General features: G+C 58.0%; 14 protein-coding genes. 10 read left to right on the forward strand and 4 right to left on the reverse strand.

The genetic code is table 11. The features are described 5' to 3' along the window. Positions 1–95: 95 nt before the first annotated feature. Positions 96–722 carry a TetR/AcrR family transcriptional regulator gene (locus J3D54_RS23985; RefSeq protein WP_253423524.1) on the reverse strand — a complete coding sequence of 209 codons (627 nt, stop codon included), beginning with the start codon at positions 720–722 and terminating at the stop codon, positions 96–98. Between the two features lie 407 nt (positions 723–1,129). Continuing rightward, positions 1,130–2,248 carry an NADH:flavin oxidoreductase gene (locus J3D54_RS23990; protein ID WP_253423527.1) on the reverse strand — a complete coding sequence of 373 codons (1,119 nt, stop codon included), beginning with the start codon at positions 2,246–2,248 and terminating at the stop codon, positions 1,130–1,132. A gap of 102 nt (positions 2,249–2,350) precedes the next feature. Here J3D54_RS23990 and J3D54_RS23995 point away from each other — a divergent pair, with 102 nt between their 5' ends. Further along, positions 2,351–2,725, forward strand: a complete 375-nt coding sequence (locus J3D54_RS23995; protein WP_253423530.1) for a helix-turn-helix domain-containing protein — start codon at positions 2,351–2,353, stop codon at positions 2,723–2,725. Positions 2,726–3,363: 638 nt separating this feature from the next. Here J3D54_RS23995 and J3D54_RS24000 read toward each other — a convergent pair. Continuing rightward, positions 3,364–4,257 carry a DMT family transporter gene (locus tag J3D54_RS24000; protein ID WP_253426733.1) on the reverse strand — a complete coding sequence of 298 codons (894 nt, stop codon included), beginning with the start codon at positions 4,255–4,257 and terminating at the stop codon, positions 3,364–3,366. A 155-nt stretch (positions 4,258–4,412) separates the two neighbouring features. Between J3D54_RS24000 and J3D54_RS24005 the strand changes: the two genes are divergently transcribed. The 6 genes from J3D54_RS24005 (at position 4,413) to J3D54_RS24030 (ending at position 12,728) form a co-directional block, all read left to right on the forward strand. After that, positions 4,413–4,994: an XRE family transcriptional regulator gene (locus J3D54_RS24005; protein ID WP_253423533.1), complete on the forward strand. Its 582-nt coding sequence runs from the start codon at positions 4,413–4,415 to the stop codon at positions 4,992–4,994. Between the two features lie 492 nt (positions 4,995–5,486). Then, positions 5,487–6,740, forward strand: coding sequence for a multidrug efflux RND transporter periplasmic adaptor subunit MexE (gene mexE, locus J3D54_RS24010; protein ID WP_253423536.1), 1,254 nt, complete (start codon positions 5,487–5,489; stop codon positions 6,738–6,740). A 15-nt stretch (positions 6,741–6,755) separates the two neighbouring features. Continuing rightward, complete coding sequence (locus J3D54_RS24015; RefSeq protein ID WP_253423539.1) at positions 6,756–9,935, forward strand: efflux RND transporter permease subunit; 3,180 nt, start codon at positions 6,756–6,758, stop codon at positions 9,933–9,935. Beyond that, positions 9,932–11,353 carry an efflux transporter outer membrane subunit gene (locus J3D54_RS24020; protein WP_253423542.1) on the forward strand — a complete coding sequence of 474 codons (1,422 nt, stop codon included), beginning with the start codon at positions 9,932–9,934 and terminating at the stop codon, positions 11,351–11,353. The genes J3D54_RS24015 and J3D54_RS24020 overlap by 4 nt, the downstream gene beginning before the upstream one ends. A gap of 239 nt (positions 11,354–11,592) precedes the next feature. Then, positions 11,593–11,895 carry an IS3 family transposase gene (locus J3D54_RS24025; protein WP_047230570.1) on the forward strand — a complete coding sequence of 101 codons (303 nt, stop codon included), beginning with the start codon at positions 11,593–11,595 and terminating at the stop codon, positions 11,893–11,895. After that, positions 11,892–12,728, forward strand: a complete 837-nt coding sequence (locus J3D54_RS24030; protein WP_253416512.1) for an IS3 family transposase — start codon at positions 11,892–11,894, stop codon at positions 12,726–12,728. Before J3D54_RS24025 ends, J3D54_RS24030 begins: the two co-directional genes overlap by 4 nt. 56 nt (positions 12,729–12,784) lie before the next feature. Here J3D54_RS24030 and J3D54_RS24035 read toward each other — a convergent pair whose 3' ends face one another. Next, a complete protein-coding gene (locus J3D54_RS24035; protein WP_253426736.1) occupies positions 12,785–13,750 on the reverse strand; it encodes an HlyD family secretion protein in 966 nt (321 codons plus the stop codon). 191 nt (positions 13,751–13,941) lie between these two features. On the opposite strand from J3D54_RS24035, the gene J3D54_RS24040 reads away from it, so the two are divergent. Genes J3D54_RS24040 through J3D54_RS24050 form a run of 3 tightly spaced genes read left to right on the forward strand, consistent with a single transcriptional unit; the run spans position 13,942 to position 16,880 of the window. Then, entirely contained in the window at positions 13,942–14,376 is a 435-nt protein-coding gene (locus J3D54_RS24040; RefSeq protein WP_253423545.1) for a hypothetical protein, read from the forward strand. Beyond that, positions 14,373–15,848 carry an ATPase domain-containing protein gene (locus J3D54_RS24045; protein ID WP_253423548.1) on the forward strand — a complete coding sequence of 492 codons (1,476 nt, stop codon included), beginning with the start codon at positions 14,373–14,375 and terminating at the stop codon, positions 15,846–15,848. The genes J3D54_RS24040 and J3D54_RS24045 overlap by 4 nt, the downstream gene beginning before the upstream one ends. A gap of 9 nt (positions 15,849–15,857) precedes the next feature. Beyond that, positions 15,858–16,880 (forward strand): HAMP domain-containing sensor histidine kinase, encoded by a 1,023-nt coding sequence (locus tag J3D54_RS24050; protein WP_253423551.1) that lies wholly within the window; start codon positions 15,858–15,860, stop codon positions 16,878–16,880. Positions 16,881–17,079: the final 199 nt, after the last annotated feature.

Consider the following 17,079-nt stretch of genomic DNA (forward strand, 5'->3'; position numbering starts at 1 on the left):
AAATGCCCTTCGACGACTGGAAGAAGGGCAAAGTGAAAAGCCGTTTTGGTGATGTGTCGCTTACACAGGCATGACGTAAAACCGTTAGCCGAAGGTCAAGGCATGAGGCTACGCAAAATGAGGTTGGAGGTGAGCGTGGGCGCCTCCTCGACATAATCGAGGTTGTACTGCAGGAGTAAAGGATTGACGAAAGGCCGCAAAGCCAGATGTATCGCTTCTACTGTCTCGTCCAGGGGAGTCTTGCGTTCAAATTCGCCGATCTCTCGCCCCTCCCGCACGATTTGCAACACGAAGCGCTTGATCTGCGCGTCATAAGCCTGCGTACTGGGCCAGCTTTCCGACGCCGCGAATGCTGCAATGTCATAGAGTTTTCGGTCGTTAAAGAACAGATTCACACCTGTGGCGATCACAGTTTTGACCAATCGTCGAAAGCGCTCCGTCGGCGACAGGTCTTCTACATTGATCGCCTGCTCCACAGCCGCGACGATTTCTGCTAGACAATTTGCGCAGATGGCTTCACCGATCGCCTGCTTGGAATCAAAAAATTTGTAGATATAGGCCTTGGAAAACCCGATGGCCCTAGCCAGGTCGGAAACCGTGGTTTTGGCGTAGCCGTATTGACTGAAGTGTTCGTTGGCCGCCGCGACAATCTGGTCTCGAATGTCGTGATCGGCTGGGCCACGGGGGCTGGGCGAAGCTGAAGATATTGATGGCTGATTCATGGGAACAGCTTACTCATCCTATCGAGGACTGACAACTTGTGACCAAAAAGATATACAGTCACAAAACAGCAGCTATGGGCCGAGTGGCGTCCGAGGTACTAAACCGGCAACTCAGCCCTGATCGACATGAGTTCCGTCATACGACAGAGCCTCCCCGCGCCATGAAGAATCTAACGCTACATTACCTAGCGACACTGTGTAGCCTGCGCGTAAATGCCCGGGCCGCACTGCAACGCAATTCTGTTTGCGCGGATGTTGAGTGGCCTTGGCATGTTCGCTCAATTGAAACAGTCATGGCGCACTCAACAGCAGATTATGATCTCCACCTCGCAGCATCCGAGGCCAGACCTCTGATTCCTTCAGACTAAAACCTTTGTGGCATCACACTCTCCACTCCGCAATAAGGCTCAAACCAATTCGGCTAAAGATGCCGGGTTGAAGCCCTTCATATCTGCATAATCGCCATTTTCCACTTTAGCGGCCCAATCCTTGTCACTCAGCAGAACACGCCCTACTGCGATCAGATCAAACTCTTCGCGCTCCATACGCTCAACGAGCCGATCCAGACTCGCAGGGGTTGATCCCTTGCCGGCGAATGCGTGAGTAACATCATTATCCAGCCCGACCGAACCGACGCTAATGGTTGTGGCTCCAGTGACTTTCTTCGCCCAGCCCGCGCAGTTCAGCCCGTTCTCACCATCAATTTCGGGAAATTCAGGGTCCCAGAAGCGTCGCTGCGAGCAATGCAGAACATCAACACCCGCCTCAACCAACGGTAGCAGCCAGTCTTCCATTAATGCCGGGGTCTCGGCGAGGCGCACTCCAAAGTCCTGCTGCTTCCATTGACTAACGCGCATGATGATAGGGAATTCGGGGCCGACCGCATGACGCACTGCAGACACGATCTCAGCGGCAAAACGCGAGCGCTCTTTGATCGTCGGTCCGCCATAACGATCGGTGCGCTGATTGGTACCCGCCCAGAAGAACTGATCGATCAAATAACCATGAGCCCCATGGATCTCAACGGTGTCGAAACCCAGGCGTTTGGCATCCGCCGCTGCCTTGGCAAAAGCAGCAACTGTGTCTGCAATATCCTCTTCGCTCATTGCCACACCGCGCGGGTCGTTTGGCGAATCGAGGCCAGATGGGCTTTCAACCGGCGCATCAGGCTCCCAGCCGCTGACGTCACGCACTGCACCGGTGTGCCAGAGTTGCGGCCCCATACGGCCACCAGCATTGTGAACAGAATCGATCACGTTCTTCCATCCAGCTAGCGCTGCTTCACCGTGAAAAAAAGGGATGCTGGAACCGTTACGTGAAGCGGGACGATCGATGACGGTCCCTTCTGACAAAATCAATCCGACCCGACCCTCAGCCCGCCGCCGGTAGTATGCAGCGCTCCCTTCACCGGGGATGCCCTCTGGCGAAAATTGCCTCGTCATTGGCGACATGACAATCCGGTTTTTCAGTTCAAGCGATCGGATGGAAAAGGGACGAAATAAAATGCTGGTATCTAGGTTTGACATTGGATGGACTCCATTTGCTTCTGGAAGCCATATAAGTATATTTTGTAAACCAAATGTCAATTAGGCACCTAGAGTCGCCTAGGTATACATGAGGAAACTTCGATGCTGGATTTAAAGCCGCAATGTTTTTCGTCGGAGTGCCCAAGCCGGGCGCTGTTTGACCAAATCGCAGATAAGTGGTCGATGATGGTTCTGGCGGTGCTTGATGACGGGCCGCATCGTTTTAATGCCATCAGGCGCCGCCTGGAGGGCGTAACTCAGAAGGCACTTACACAGTGCCTGCGGCGGCTGGAACGAAATGGTCTCGTCTCGCGCCAAGTCATTTCGTTCTCGCCTGTGGCAGTGCAGTATGAGATCACCCCACTTGGTCGAACACTGCAGCAGCCATTTCGCGAATTGCATAAATGGACGCTCGACAAATTGCCTGAGGTTGAAGCGGCCCGGTTGAAGTTTGACGAGGCCGCGGAGGTAAGCTGACGGTGTGATTCTTTTTATCGACTCGCCGCTATTGCCATCCTGCAACGCATTACTTGATAGATTGCTGGCGGTATCCCTAAACCTACCAACGCCCACATTAAGTGCCTAATTGACTCTAGGTTTATCTGCAACCGTCTGATGAAGTTATTGCTGGCTCAGACGATCGCAGAGGCAACGCTACCAGGTATTGGGCGAGCGGAATCCGAATCCATCTTGGTCTCTGTTAGAAATCGCCATTCGCGATCGCTCGCAAACTTGATGCAACAGGGGGCAAAATTGGGAGCATATTTGAACTTTTTCTGCCTAAAAATATTGTTCTAGAGCCTAGTCAAAATGTTTTTTGGCGACCCTGAGAGCCTTTGAATCAAAGCGGCGCAGAGCGCCTAATCGCTGGCGACCGGGCGTTCACAACGGCCCACATAAAGAGCCGCAGGCACTGCTGCTGAGCCAAATGGGCAGCGACCAACAGGGTATACGCCACCCCTCAAGGTCGTATGACAGCGCCTGCCACACCAACCACATGCAGGCAGAGGTGATGTCATAGGTGGCAATGTCGTCCAGGCCACACAGGATCACAGTCACCATCAACTCCCTTGATTTAACGATGATTCAGATGGCGTGTGGTGTCGCGCCAGGCCCTACGTCACTTCCTGACGCGAGGTGCGGCCCGGCGACCAACCGAAGTTCATGCCCGCAGCCGCCAGCAGGATGGCGCTCGCGCCAATCACTTGCAGGACGCCGAGCGGGTGGGCGAAGGCAACCCAGTCGACCAGGATGGCGACGATCGGATAGATGAACGACAGTGCCCCGACCAGCGCCGTGGGGATTTTCTGGATGGCGCTGTACAGCAGGGTCGACATGAGCCCGGTATGGACCACGCCGATAATGATCAGGTAAGTCCAGGCGCCCTCGACCGTATCGACCCTGGTGAAGTCCACGAACGGTGCCAGGATCAGCACGCCAACCACCATCTGGATCAGCACGATCAGGTGCACGGGTAAGTCCTTGAGGCGCTTGGTGATCGCCGCCGCCACAGCGTAGAAGAAGGCTGAAGCCAGGGCCAGGCAGACGCCCAGCAGGTAGTCGGCGCCGGTGGCCTGCCCGCTGCCTTTGGCGGACACGATCAGCATCAGACCGGCGAAGGCCAACAGCAACCAGCCGACCTTGGCGGCGCTGAGGCGCTCGGCGAAGAACAGCACGCCTAGACCGACCAGCATGAACGGCTGAACGTGGTAGACCACCGTCGCAATGGCGATAGAGGAATGTTCGTAGGCACTGAATAACAGCACCCAGTTTAGAATCAGCGCCATCCCGCCCAGGCACACCAGAATGAACTGCCGGGCGTTGATCCGGGAGCGGCCCAGCACCCCGAGCACCAGGCACGCAACCAGCATTGCCATGGCGCCGAACAAGCAACGCCAGAACACCACGGCCTCCGGGCTCTGCCCCGACATGATGACGAACCAGCCCACCGTGCCGGAGATCACCATGGCCGAAATCATTTCGAGCGTCCCACGGGTTTGCGACTTCATCACTCACTGCTTCCTTGCTGTCGGCATTGCCGTAACCTAAGCCGCCATTCGCGGGGGTTGGCTCGGCAAAACGAAGTTTATAATGAACTAATGACTGCTATACTGAACAAGGCATCTGAGAGCGTCAACCCAATTCAGGATGATTTGCAAAACAAATGAACGACATAACGAACGCGCTACCGAGAAATAACCCGAGCCGAATCGATCTGCTGGCCCTTTCAATCAAACGCGAGCGCCTGGCCGCCGGGCTTTCCTTGACCGAGCTGGCGAAGCGCGCCGGGGTGGCGAAGTCGACCTTGTCTCAATTGGAGTCGGGAATTGGTAACCCCAGCATCGAAACCTTGTGGTCGCTGGCGATGGCAATGGGCTTGCAAGTCACCCGGTTCTTCGAGCACCCCCAGCAGACCCTGCGGGTGATTCGCGCCAACGAGGGCATGACCACCTATGCCGAGACTGCCAATTATGCAGCGACACTGCTTGCCGATTGTCCGGCGGGAGTACAACGCGATATCTATCGGCTCAAAGTGCAGCCCGGCGAAGTTCGGCTGTCTCAGCCCCACCCACTGGGCACCGTAGAGCACGTGGTGCTGTGCAGTGGCAGTGCCCATATCGGCCCGGCGACTGGACCTGTATTGCTGAACGCTGGCGACTACATCAGCTACTTGGCGAATGTGCCGCACGTGTTCGAAGCACTCGAGGCGGACACCACTGCGGTGATGGTGATAGAGCATTCCTGAGGTGGGGTGGAGAACCCTAATGGAATTCTGCCAGCACTCGCCATTTTCGTTCGCTCGTGTATCACGAGCGAACGAGGGTAAAAGTGGGGCATTGCTAAGTTTTTCGGCCTTAAAACACCGCCCTAGAGCCAAGTCAAAATGTTCTTCGGGGATCCGGATAGCCTGGCTTGATCCGGATTTTGTGTTGAGGCTGATGGCCTCTTCGCGGGCAAGCCTCGCTCCTACAAGGGATTTGTGTTTTGTTGGTCCAGTGTAGGAGCGAGGCTTGCCCGCGAAGACTGCGACACGGCTTCAAGCCAGACCTTTGCACTCCCCGCAACACACAATTGTCATCATTTCATTTGATAGCCCGCTAACGAAAGGTGCATGCTAGAGGGCTTGCTCCTGGCTTATATCATTCTGAATGATAGTTACCTTCGCCTCATTCGATTCGTGCGATACAACCCTGCCAAGCATCATCCGTCCCATCTCAATACATTGGCGGATGCATCCATGGAACAGTCACTCAAACATTTGCGCTTCCCCTTGGCTCTGTTGGCCGTGCTGGTGATGAGCGCCTGCGGCAAGACGCCGGACGCCGCTGCCACCATGCCCGCGGCCAAAGTCAGCGTGGCCAAGGTGCTGGAGCAACCGGTCAACGAGTGGGACGAATTCACCGGGCGCCTGGAAGCGCCGGAAACGGTAGAGATTCGTCCACGGGTCTCCGGCCAGATCGATGACGTAACCTTCACCGAAGGCGCATTGGTCAAGAAAGGCGACTTACTGTTCCAGATCGACCCGCGCCCCTTCCAGGCCGAGGTCCGCCGCCTAGAAGCTCTGGTCGCGCAAGCTCGCGCCACAGCCACCCGCAGTGAAAACGAAGCCCAACGCGGTGAGCGCCTGCGCACCAGCAACGCGATTTCCGCCGAACTCGCCGACTCGCGCACCAGCGCCGCCCAGGAAGCTCGCGCCGCCGTCGGCGCCCTCCAGGCACAACTGGACCTGGCCAAACTGAACCTGAGTTTCACCCGCGTGACTGCGCCCATCAGTGGCCGTGTCAGCCGTGCGGAAATCACCGCCGGCAACCTGGTGACCGCCGACACCACCGCCCTGACCAGCGTGGTCTCCACCGACAAGGTTTACGCCTACTTCGACGCCGACGAGCGTGTGTTCCTCAAGTACAACCAGCTCGCCCGCCAGGGTCAACGCGGCGCCACCACCCCGGTTTACATGGGTCTGTCCAATGAAGACGGCAACCCGCACCAGGGCCAGATGAACTTCGTCGACAACCAGGTCAACCCGAAGACCGGCACCATCCGCGGTCGTGCTGTGTTCGACAACAGCGATGGCAGCTACACCCCGGGTCTGTATGCACGCCTGAAACTGGTGGGTAGCGGCACTTACTCCGCTGTGTTGATCAACGACGAAGCGGTCGGTACCGACCTGGGTAAAAAGTTCGTGCTGGTGATGGATGCCGACAACAAAACGGCTTACCGCCCCGTCGAACTGGGTCCGAAGATCGAAGGTTTGCGCATCGTGCGCAGCGGTTTGAACAAGGACGACACCATCATCGTCAAGGGCCTGCAACGGGTACGTCCTGGCTCACCGGTCACCCCTGAGGTGATTCCGATGGCCAGCAAGGAAACCCTCGCGGCCCTCGCTCAACAACGACAAGCGCTGGAAGCCAGCAACCTGCCCCAAGTCGCACCTGCCAAGGTTGCGCCGGGTACGGTTGTGAAACTGGCTGCTGCGACTCCACGCGGTTAAGGGGCAACTACTCCGATGAATTTCTCCCAATTCTTCATTTCACGGCCGATCTTCGCAGCGGTATTGTCGCTGCTGATCCTGATCGCCGGCGCCATCTCGCTGTTCCAGTTGCCGATCAGCGAATACCCGGAAGTGGTGCCACCGACCGTGGTGGTCCGTGCCAACTTCCCGGGCGCCAACCCTAAAGTTATCGGTGAAACCGTGGCCGCTCCGCTGGAGCAAGCCATCACCGGCGTCGAGAACATGCTGTACATGTCCTCGCAGTCCACCGCAGACGGCAAAATCACCCTGACCATCACCTTCGCTCTGGGCACCGACCTGGACAACGCGCAGGTGCAGGTGCAGAACCGCGTGACCCGGTCCGAACCGAAACTTCCCGAGGAAGTGACGCGCATCGGTATCACCGTCGACAAGGCATCGCCCGACCTGACCATGGTTGTGCACTTGACTTCGCCGGACAAACGCTACGACATGCTCTACCTGTCCAACTACGCCCTGCTCAACATCAAGGATGAGCTGGCGCGTCTGGGCGGTGTCGGTGATGTGCAGCTGTTCGGTATGGGCGATTACTCGTTACGGGTGTGGCTCGATCCGAACAAAACCGCTTCGCGCAACCTGACCGCCACCGATGTGGTCACCGCGATTCGTGAACAGAACCGTCAGGTAGCGGCCGGTGCCCTGGGCGCTCCACCCGCTCCGAATGCCACGGCGTTCCAATTGTCGGTCAACACCCAGGGTCGTCTGGTGTCCGAGGAAGAGTTCGAGAACATCATCATTCGCTCTGGCGAAAATGGTGAAATCACTCGCCTCAAAGACATTGCTCGCGTAGAGCTTGGCTCCAGCCAGTACGCCCTGCGTTCCTTGCTGAACAACCAGCCGGCGGTGGCGATCCCGATCTTCCAGCGCCCAGGCTCCAACGCGATCCAGATCTCCAACGACGTTCGGGCGAAAATGGCCGAGCTGAAGAAGAACTTCCCGGAAGGCATGGACTTCAGCATCGTCTATGACCCGACGATCTTCGTGCGCGGCTCCATCGAGGCGGTGGTTCACACCCTCTTCGAAGCGCTGATCCTGGTTGTGCTGGTGGTGATCCTGTTCCTGCAAACCTGGCGCGCTTCGATCATCCCGTTGGTGGCGGTGCCGGTTTCGCTGATCGGTACGTTTGCCGTGATGCACCTGTTCGGCTTCTCGTTGAACGCCCTGTCGCTGTTCGGACTGGTACTGGCCATCGGTATCGTGGTCGACGATGCGATCGTGGTGGTGGAGAACGTCGAGCGAAACATCGGGCTCGGACTCACTCCGGTAGAAGCCACCAAGCGTGCGATGCGTGAAGTGACCGGCCCGATCATCGCGACGGCGCTAGTGCTGTGCGCGGTGTTTATCCCGGCTGCGTTCATTTCCGGCTTGACCGGTCAGTTCTACAAGCAGTTCGCCCTGACCATCGCGATCTCGACCGTGATCTCGGCCTTCAACTCGCTGACCTTGTCGCCGGCGCTGGCCGCCGTATTGCTCAAAAGTCATGACGCACCGAAGGACCGTTTCTCCAAGGTGCTGGACAAGATCTTCGGTGGCTGGTTGTTCCGTCCGTTCAACCGTTTCTTTGACAAGGCCAGCCACGGCTATGTCGGCACCGTGGGCCGGGTTATCCGCAGCAGCGGTATCGCCCTGCTGCTCTACGCAGGCTTGATGGTGCTGACCTTCTTCGGTTTCTCCAACACGCCGACCGGTTTCGTCCCCGGCCAGGACAAGCAATACTTGGTGGCCTTCGCGCAACTGCCGGATGCCGCGAGCCTGGACCGTACCGAAGACGTGATCAAGCGCATGTCCGACCTGGCCCTGAAACAGCCTGGCGTGGAAAGCGCGGTGGCCTTCCCCGGCCTGTCGATCAACGGTTTCACCAACAGCCCTAACGCCGGCATCGTGTTCGTCACCCTGAAACCGTTCGACGAGCGTAAGGACCCGAGCATGTCCGCCGGTGCGATTGCCGGGGCGTTGAACGGCCAGTACGCTGGGATTCAGGAAGCCTATATGGCGATCTTCCCGCCGCCGCCGGTACAAGGCCTGGGGACCATTGGTGGTTTCCGCCTGCAGATCGAAGACCGGGGCAACCTGGGCTATGACGAGCTGTACAAAGAAACCATGAACGTCATCGCCAAAAGCCGCAGCGTGCCGGAACTGGCCGGTCTGTTCACCAGCTACACAGTGAACGTGCCGCAGGTCGATGCCGCCATCGACCGGGAAAAAGCCAAGACCCACGGCGTGGCTGTCAGCGACATCTTCGACACCCTGCAGATCTACCTGGGTTCGCTGTATGCCAACGACTTCAACCGCTTCGGTCGCACCTACCAGGTCAACGTTCAGGCTGAGCAACAGTTCCGCCTCGAGTCGGACCAGATCGGTCAGCTGAAAGTGCGTAACAACCGTGGCGAGATGATCCCGCTGGCGACCTTCATCAAGGTCAGCGACACCTCCGGGCCAGACCGCGTAATGCACTACAACGGCTTCATCACCGCCGAAATCAACGGTGCGGCAGCCCCCGGCTACAGTTCCGGCCAGGCCCAGAAAGCCATCGAGAAACTGCTCAAGGATGAACTTCCGAATGGCATGACCTACGAGTGGACCGACCTGACCTACCAGCAAATTCTGTCCGGCAACACCGCGCTGTTCGTGTTCCCGCTCTGCGTACTGCTGGCGTTCCTGGTGCTGGCGGCTCAATACGAAAGCTGGAGCCTTCCACTGGCGGTGATCCTGATCGTACCGATGACCCTGCTGTCGGCCATTACCGGGGTGATTGCCTCGGGCGGCGACAACAACATCTTTACCCAGATCGGCTTGATCGTACTGGTGGGACTTGCGTGTAAGAACGCGATTCTGATCGTCGAGTTTGCCAAGGATAAACAGCAAGAAGGTCTCGGCCCGCTGGCAGCGGTTCTGGAAGCCTGCCGTCTGCGTCTGCGGCCGATCCTGATGACCTCCTTCGCGTTCATCATGGGTGTTGTGCCACTGGTCTTCTCCAGCGGCGCCGGTGCCGAAATGCGTCATGCCATGGGTGTGGCGGTGTTCTCCGGGATGCTCGGGGTGACCTTCTTCGGTCTGTTGCTGACACCGGTGTTCTACGTACTGATTCGCAACTTTGTGGAGCGCGGCGAGCAACGCAAAGCGGCCAAGGCGCTGAAATTGGAGGCGCAACAATGAGCCTGAAAGCCTTCCTGCCGAGCCTGCTGGTACTGGCGCTGAGCGCCTGTGCCGTCGGCCCGGACTACAAAACCCCAGCCACCGAGGCGGCCAACATCACGGCCGCCACCGATGGCAGCGCCGGTCAGAAGAACTTTGACCGCGCCCGTTTCGAAGGCATCTGGTGGCAGCAATTCGACGATCCGACCCTCAACCAGTTGGTGAAGCAATCCTTGCAGGGCAACCGTGATTTGCGCGTGGCCTTCGCCCGCTGGAAAGCGGCCCGGGCGATTCGCGATGACGCCAGCAATGACGCCATGCCAACCATCACCAGCCGCGCGAGCAGCGACCTGGCCAAGGGGCAGATTCCCGGCCAGACCACTAAACGGGTCAACAGCGAACGCTATGACCTGGGTCTGGACATGGCCTGGGAACTGGACTTGTTCGGTCGCATCCAGCGCAACCTAGAATCCAGCGACGCGGAACAGCAGGCGGTCGAAGCCGATCTTTACCAACTGCAAGTCACCATGATTGCCGAACTGGTGGACGCCTATGGCCAACTGCGCGGCGCGCAACTGCGGGAAAAGATCGCCCTGGCCAACCTGAACAACCAGCAGGAGTCACGCAAGATCACCGAAAGCCTGCGTGATGCCGGTGTCGGCGATCAGCTGGACGTGGTGCGCGCCGATGCGCGCCTGGCGTCTGTCGAAGCCAGCGTGCCACAACTGCAAGCCGAACAGGTTCGTCAGCGCAACCGCATCGCCACCCTGCTGGGTGAACGTCCAGACAAGCTGACCGTCGACCTCAGTCCAAAAGACTTGCCTGCGATCGCCAAGGCCCTGCCTATTGGTGATCCGGGTGAACTGCTGCAACGGCGTCCGGACATCCGCAGCGCCGAACGCAAATTGGCAGCCGCCACCGCCCGCATCGGCGTGGCCAAGGCTGATTTGTTCCCTCGGGTGAGCCTCAGCGGCTTCCTCGGCTGGACTGCCGGGCGCGGTTCGCAGATCGGCTCGTCGGCGGCCAATGCCTGGGCACTGGGCCCGAGCATTACCTGGGCGGCGTTCGACCTGGGCAGCGTTCGGGCCCGTTTGCGCGGCGCCGATGCAGAAGCCGAAGGCGCGTTGGCAACCTATGAGCAGCACGTATTGCTGGCACTGGAAGAATCGGAAAACGCCTTCAGCGATTACGGCAAACGTCAGCAGCGCCTGATCTCGCTGATCCGCCAAAGCGAATCAAGCCGCGCCGCTGCGGACCTCGCCGAAATTCGCTACCGCGAAGGCACTGTGGACTTCCTCGTGCTGCTCGATGCTCAGCGTGAACGTCTGGCCGCCGAAGACACCCAGGCCCAGGCCGAAGTCGATTTGTATCGCGGCATTGTCGCGATCTACAAAGCCCTCGGCGGCGGCTGGCAGCCAGAGACTGTCGCCAGTAAGTAATGCATTAAAGAGCCCCTTTGGTTGGCCGCAACCCAACCAAATTTTTTGCCCCGCGCCTCATTCGGTCGCGGGGCTTTTTTTTGTCGGTCAGTAGGAGCGAGGCTTGCCCGCGAAGAACGGTGACGCGTAATACCTGAAGAACCGCAGTGCACTCTTCGCGGGCAAGCCTGAACTGGCCTAATGATTTTGGACACTTCAATCGGGCGCTATGATGGCGCCCAAATCTGAGGTGTTTGGATATGCGTAAATCTTATTCCAGTGAATTCAAGCTCAAGGCCGCCAGCATGGTGCTGGACGAGGGCCAGTCAGTTCCCGAAGTCTGTGCCAGTCTGGATATTGGCCCTACCGCCTTGCGCCGTTGGGTCGACCAGGTTCGCAAAGAGCGCTTGGGTTCGACCCCGGAGGGGGCTAAGGCAATTACCGCCGATCAGCGAGAGATTCAGCAGCTCAAAGCGTTGCTCAGGCAAAAAGACCTGGACATTGAAATCCTAAAAAAGGCCAGTGCTCTCCTGCTTTTGGACTCCAAAGATCATTCTCGTTGATCAATGAGCTGGACGAGCAGTACGGCGTTAACAATTGCTGTCGGGCGTTTGGAGTCAACCGCAGCAGCTTTTACGCCTGGCGTCAGCGCCAAGGCAAGGTGAAGCCTGAGCGGGAGAAACTCAAAGCCGTGCTGGTCGAGCATCACAAGGAGTCCAGAGCGTCCGCAGGCTCTCGCACCCTTTCCAAGGAGCTGCAAGCCAAGGGGCATCGTGTCGGGCGACATATGGCTCGCAGTTTGATGCGTGAAGCCGGGGTTGCCAGTCATCAGCGGCGGCGGCACAAGTACAAATCTTCCGGCGTGGAAGCGCTGGTGGCGCCGCATGTACTCAAGCGCAAGTTTGATGTCACGGCGATCAACCAGGTGTGGTGTGGCGATGTGACGTACATCAAGGTTGGCAAGCGCTGGATGTATTTCGCGGTGGTGCTGGATCTGTTTGCTCGCCGGATCGTGGGGTGGTCGTTTTCAATGATTTCCGATGCCACGTTGACCTGCGAAGCGTTGCGGATGGCGGTCCAATTGCGAGGCCGTCCAAAAGAGGTGCTGTTTCACTCTGATCAAGGCTGCCAATACACCAGCCACAAATTCAGGAATGAGATGCGCAAGCATGGACTCCTGCACAGCATGAGTCGTAAAGGTGAGTGCTGGGACAATGCCCCGATGGAGCGTTTCTTTGGGAGCCTGAAGTCAGAGTGGGTGCCAGAAGATGGCTACAGCTCGGAGCATGAAGCCCGCGTGGATGTGCAGCGTTATGTGATGCGATACAACAACGTCAGGCTCCATAGCTACAACGATTACCGGTCGCCGGTAGCTATGGAGAAACTGGCGGCGTGAAAACCTTAACTGGTGTCCAGAATTACTTGACCAGTTCAGCCTCGCTCCTACAGGGGTTAGTGAGTGGCCTCGCTATCCCGGCGCTCTTCAACAGTCACCGTGGCCGTGGTCCCCGCACGCAGGCGGTTTTTGGCGATATAGTCGGCGTCGATCTGAATCCGCACCGGCACTCGTTGCGCCAGTTTGACCCAGGTGTAGCTGGGGTTGATGTTGGCCAGCAGGCGACTGCCGGGGGAGTTCTCACGGTCGGCGATAGCAAAGGCGATGCTTTGCACGGTGCCGCCGAAGGTCTCGCCGCTCATCAACTCGATCCTGACCCGATCACCCTCCTCGATTCGCGGCAGCTTGGTTTCTTCGAAGTAGCCACTAACATAAAACGATTGACTGTCAACCAACGCCAACAGCGCACTGCCACCACTAGCGAAGTCACCCTCGCGGGTCAGCAGATTCGTCACATAGCCACTGACCGGCGCCACCACCTGGGTTCGTTGCAAATCCAGCTCGGCCTGGGTCAAGGCGGCAATAGCCAGCTGCACATTGGCTTGCGCCAAGCCAAGGTTGGCCTGGTTTCTCAACAGGTCCGCCTGAGCTACCGCCACTTCGGTACTGGACTTTTCCCACTCTTCGCCGGAGATCGCGAAACGCTGCTTGAGCGTCCTTCGCCTGTGCTCTTCGCTCTGGCGTTGTTTGAGTAAGGCCTCACTGGAAATGATTGATGCCTGCGATTGGCCCTCAGTGGCTTTCGCCACTTCGACTGAGCGCTTCGCGTGTTCGACCGCCAGTGCGTAGCGCGCCGGGTCGATTTCCAGCAGCAACTGGCCCTTCTGCACATGCTGGTTGTCCTGCACCTGCAAGCTAATGATGCGTCCCGATACCTCGGCTGATAGCGTCACCACATCGGCACGCACTCGCGCATCACGAGTCCAGGGTGATCGAGTGTAATGATCCCAAGCAAACCAACCGAGCAGCACCGCCAACCCGACTACGGCCAAAGTCACCAGTTGTGCAACGGTTTTCTTCAGACTCATGAGATACCCATCACCAAAATCACCACCGCACACACGCAAGCGTAGACGGTCATTTTCACTGAGATTTGAGATCACAGCCAAAAGCAGACAATCAGACTGCTTTTTCAATGCTGCCTCAGACTGAGGCTCGATAAACTCGATATAGGGTGTACCATCAGACTCTGTCCATCAGATATTAGTCAGTCATGTCCACGCTAAGCGAAGAGAGCCGCCAGATCGTAGCTTCTCTGGCGCACCGTGTTGGCCCCGACGCTGACATTGCAAGGGTCGCCCAGGCGATCGTTTCAACCTTGCAGGATATGGACGCAGCCCTCACGCCCATCATTGGCCAGCAAGGGGTTGCCGCGCTTTACCGCCGCAGCCTCCAGCGGTGCGCTTGCGCTCATCCGCGCCTGGCCGGCACCTATGACCGCGTGCAGGCCGCGCTGGATCTGGCTGCCCTCAAATCCGTACTCGTCGAACAAAGCGAAGCCGATGCGTTGTTTTTCGGTGAAGTGATGCTGATCACCTTCTACGAGCTGCTGACCACGCTGATCGGGCCCTCGCTCACCGCACGGTTGCTTCGTGACGTGTGGGAACCTTCTTTGAGCGACACCCCATCGCAGGAAAATTCGCCATGAGCACCAAAGTGACTATCAACCGCTTGGCCACCGGCGTGCCAGGATTGGACGAGGTGCTGGGCGGAGGTTTGCCGGAGTTTTCGTTCAACTTGATCGCCGGCCCTCCCGGCTGCGGCAAGACCACCCTGGCTCACCAGATGATGTTTGCCCTGGCGACGCCCGAACGTCCGGCGCTGTTCTTTACGGTGCTTGGCGAGCCGCCGTTGAAGATGCTGCGTTATCAACAGCAATTCGATTTTTTCGACAATGAAGCGATCAACCATTCGATTCGCTATATCAACCTGGCTAACGACACCCTCGCCGGGAATCTGGACGAAGTGCTGCGGCGCATCGTCAGCGAGGTGGAGGCGCACTCTCCGTCACTGGTGTTCGTCGACTCGTTCCGTTCGGTGGTGCTGGCCAGCCAAACCGAGGACAACCCCAACAACAACCTGCCGCAGTTCGTTCAGCAACTGGGCATGTTGATGACCACCTGGCAGGCGACGACCTTCCTGATCGGCGAATATTTCACCGAAACCGACACCAACCCGATTTTCACCGTGGCCGATGGCCTGATTTGGTTGCGTCAAAGCGTTCAGCGCAATTCCATGGTGCGCAAGATGGAAATCATGAAGATGCGCGGCCAACCGACACTGCCGGGGCTGCATACCTTCCGCATCGCGACGTCGGGGATCAAGGTCTTTGCGCCAGCGGCACCCAACCCGGTTGAAGCGCCGTTGGAGTTCCCTATCAAGCGCCTGAAGATGGGCGTGCCGCAGCTTGACGAGATGCTCGGCGGCGGTCTGCCCCGTGGTTACTCCTTGCTGGTAGCCGGGCCGTCGGGCTCGGGCAAAAGCATTCTGGCCTCGACATTTCTCGCTGAAGGCGCACGCAATGGCGAAACCGGCGTGATCGCGGTGTTCGAACAACGGCCCAATCACTCGCAAAACACCACCCTCGCGGATCTGATCCAGAACGGGCAGATCGGTCTGGTGGACAGCCGAGCCCCGGACCTCTCCATCGACGAGATCGTGCAGTTGCTGTTGAGCGAGATCACCCGGCTGAAAGCCACCCGCGTTGTTATCGATTCGCTGTCGGGCTTCGAACTTGCGCTGGCGCCGACCTTCCGCGAGGACTTTCGCGAGTCGCTGTCACGCATGGTCACCGCGCTGACCGGCGCCGGGGTCAGTGTGTTGATGACCTCCGAGCTGGAAGACCGCTACACCGATCTGCGGTTCAGTCCATACGGCACCGCCTTTCTCACCGATGCGATCATCGTTCAGCGCTATATTGAAGTAGAGAGCCGCTTGTTGCGGATCATGGCCGTGGTCAAGGTGCGCGCCAGCGCCCACTCAGATCAGTTGCGCCAGTACTGCATCGACGATAACGGCCTCCAGATCGGCGAAATGCTGCCGGATCAGGAGGGGCTGCTCGGTGGTCGACCGACAAAACAGAGTTCAGGAGCGTTACGTACAGGGGATAAAAATGTTTGAGCCCGACTCATGAGTAAAGCTGGTGGCAAGAATGAGCATGAGATGGCCAATGCTGCTCACGAACTCTTCCTGCTTGGCCAAAAAACTGTTGAAGCACGCGCCGTACTGGCAGCACTGCAAAAACAGTTGAGCGACGCCAGCAGCCGGTTGGTGGATACCCAACAAGTCGAGCAAGTGATCGAGGCCAATCAGCAGCTGGTACTGGCGATACTCTTGGCGCAATCAGACGCTGTACCCCCCCCTCGTCTGGAGGAGCAGCGTTTGTACCAGGAATTGCGCGAGGCTAATGCCCAGTTGGTAATGGCTGCGCTCAGCGCTCAAGACCTTCAGGCTACCGCCGAGCGCGCATTGAGTCAGCAGAAAAGCGTACTGGCGATGGTGGCCCATGAGCTGCGAAATCCGTTAACACCTATCAGCATGATTGCAGAGCGTATGGTTCGACTGCCTAGCGACCAACTGCCGCGAATGCGTGAGTTGATTGAGAGTCAAGTACAGCATATTTCACAGCTGGTCGACGATCTGCTCGACGTCTCCCGCGCCAGCACTGGCAAGCTGCGAATCAATCGCCGCGATGTCGACATGATGCAAATTCTGATTGAGGCTATTGATGCGTGTAGCCCTGTAATGATCGCGCAACAGCAGCATTTCGACGTCCATCTTCCAGATGGCATCTTGATGGTGAATGGAGATTCAGGACGCCTCGCTCAGATTCTCCACAATCTACTGGCGAATGCGGCCAAGTACACTCCGGCCGACGGCAGAATCAAGCTGTCTGTCACGGTAGAGCCCGACGCTTTGAAGATAAGTATTTCCGACAATGGAATCGGCGTTTCGGCTAAAGCACTCCCTTTTATTTTTGACCCTTATGTTCAAGACGAACACGCCATAGGTTTCAACGGGTCCGGTTTGGGCATTGGGTTGACCGTCGTTCGGGAGCTGGTCGAAGCACACGGTGGCAAGGTTACCGTCACGAGCGAGGGGGATGGTAAGGGAAGTGAGTTCGTGGTGATGTTGCCGCTGGTGAACCATTGACGCTTCTTTGCACTTGGGAGCACTCACGCCTGATCAAAGCGCTCGCATCGTCTTCCTCCGTTACGCCGCTCTTCAAAGGCATGAAAGATGACAAGGAGCCTATGGAGCCGCCAATCCTCGACGACCGCCCGAATTGAATGTGCCCGCAAAACCGACGGACGGCCCCTTCTGGCAGCGTACGACGTGCGTCATGGATTAA

Origin of the sequence: Pseudomonas sp. GGS8 (genome assembly GCF_024168645.1) — a bacterium.
GTDB lineage: Bacteria > Pseudomonadota > Gammaproteobacteria > Pseudomonadales > Pseudomonadaceae > Aquipseudomonas.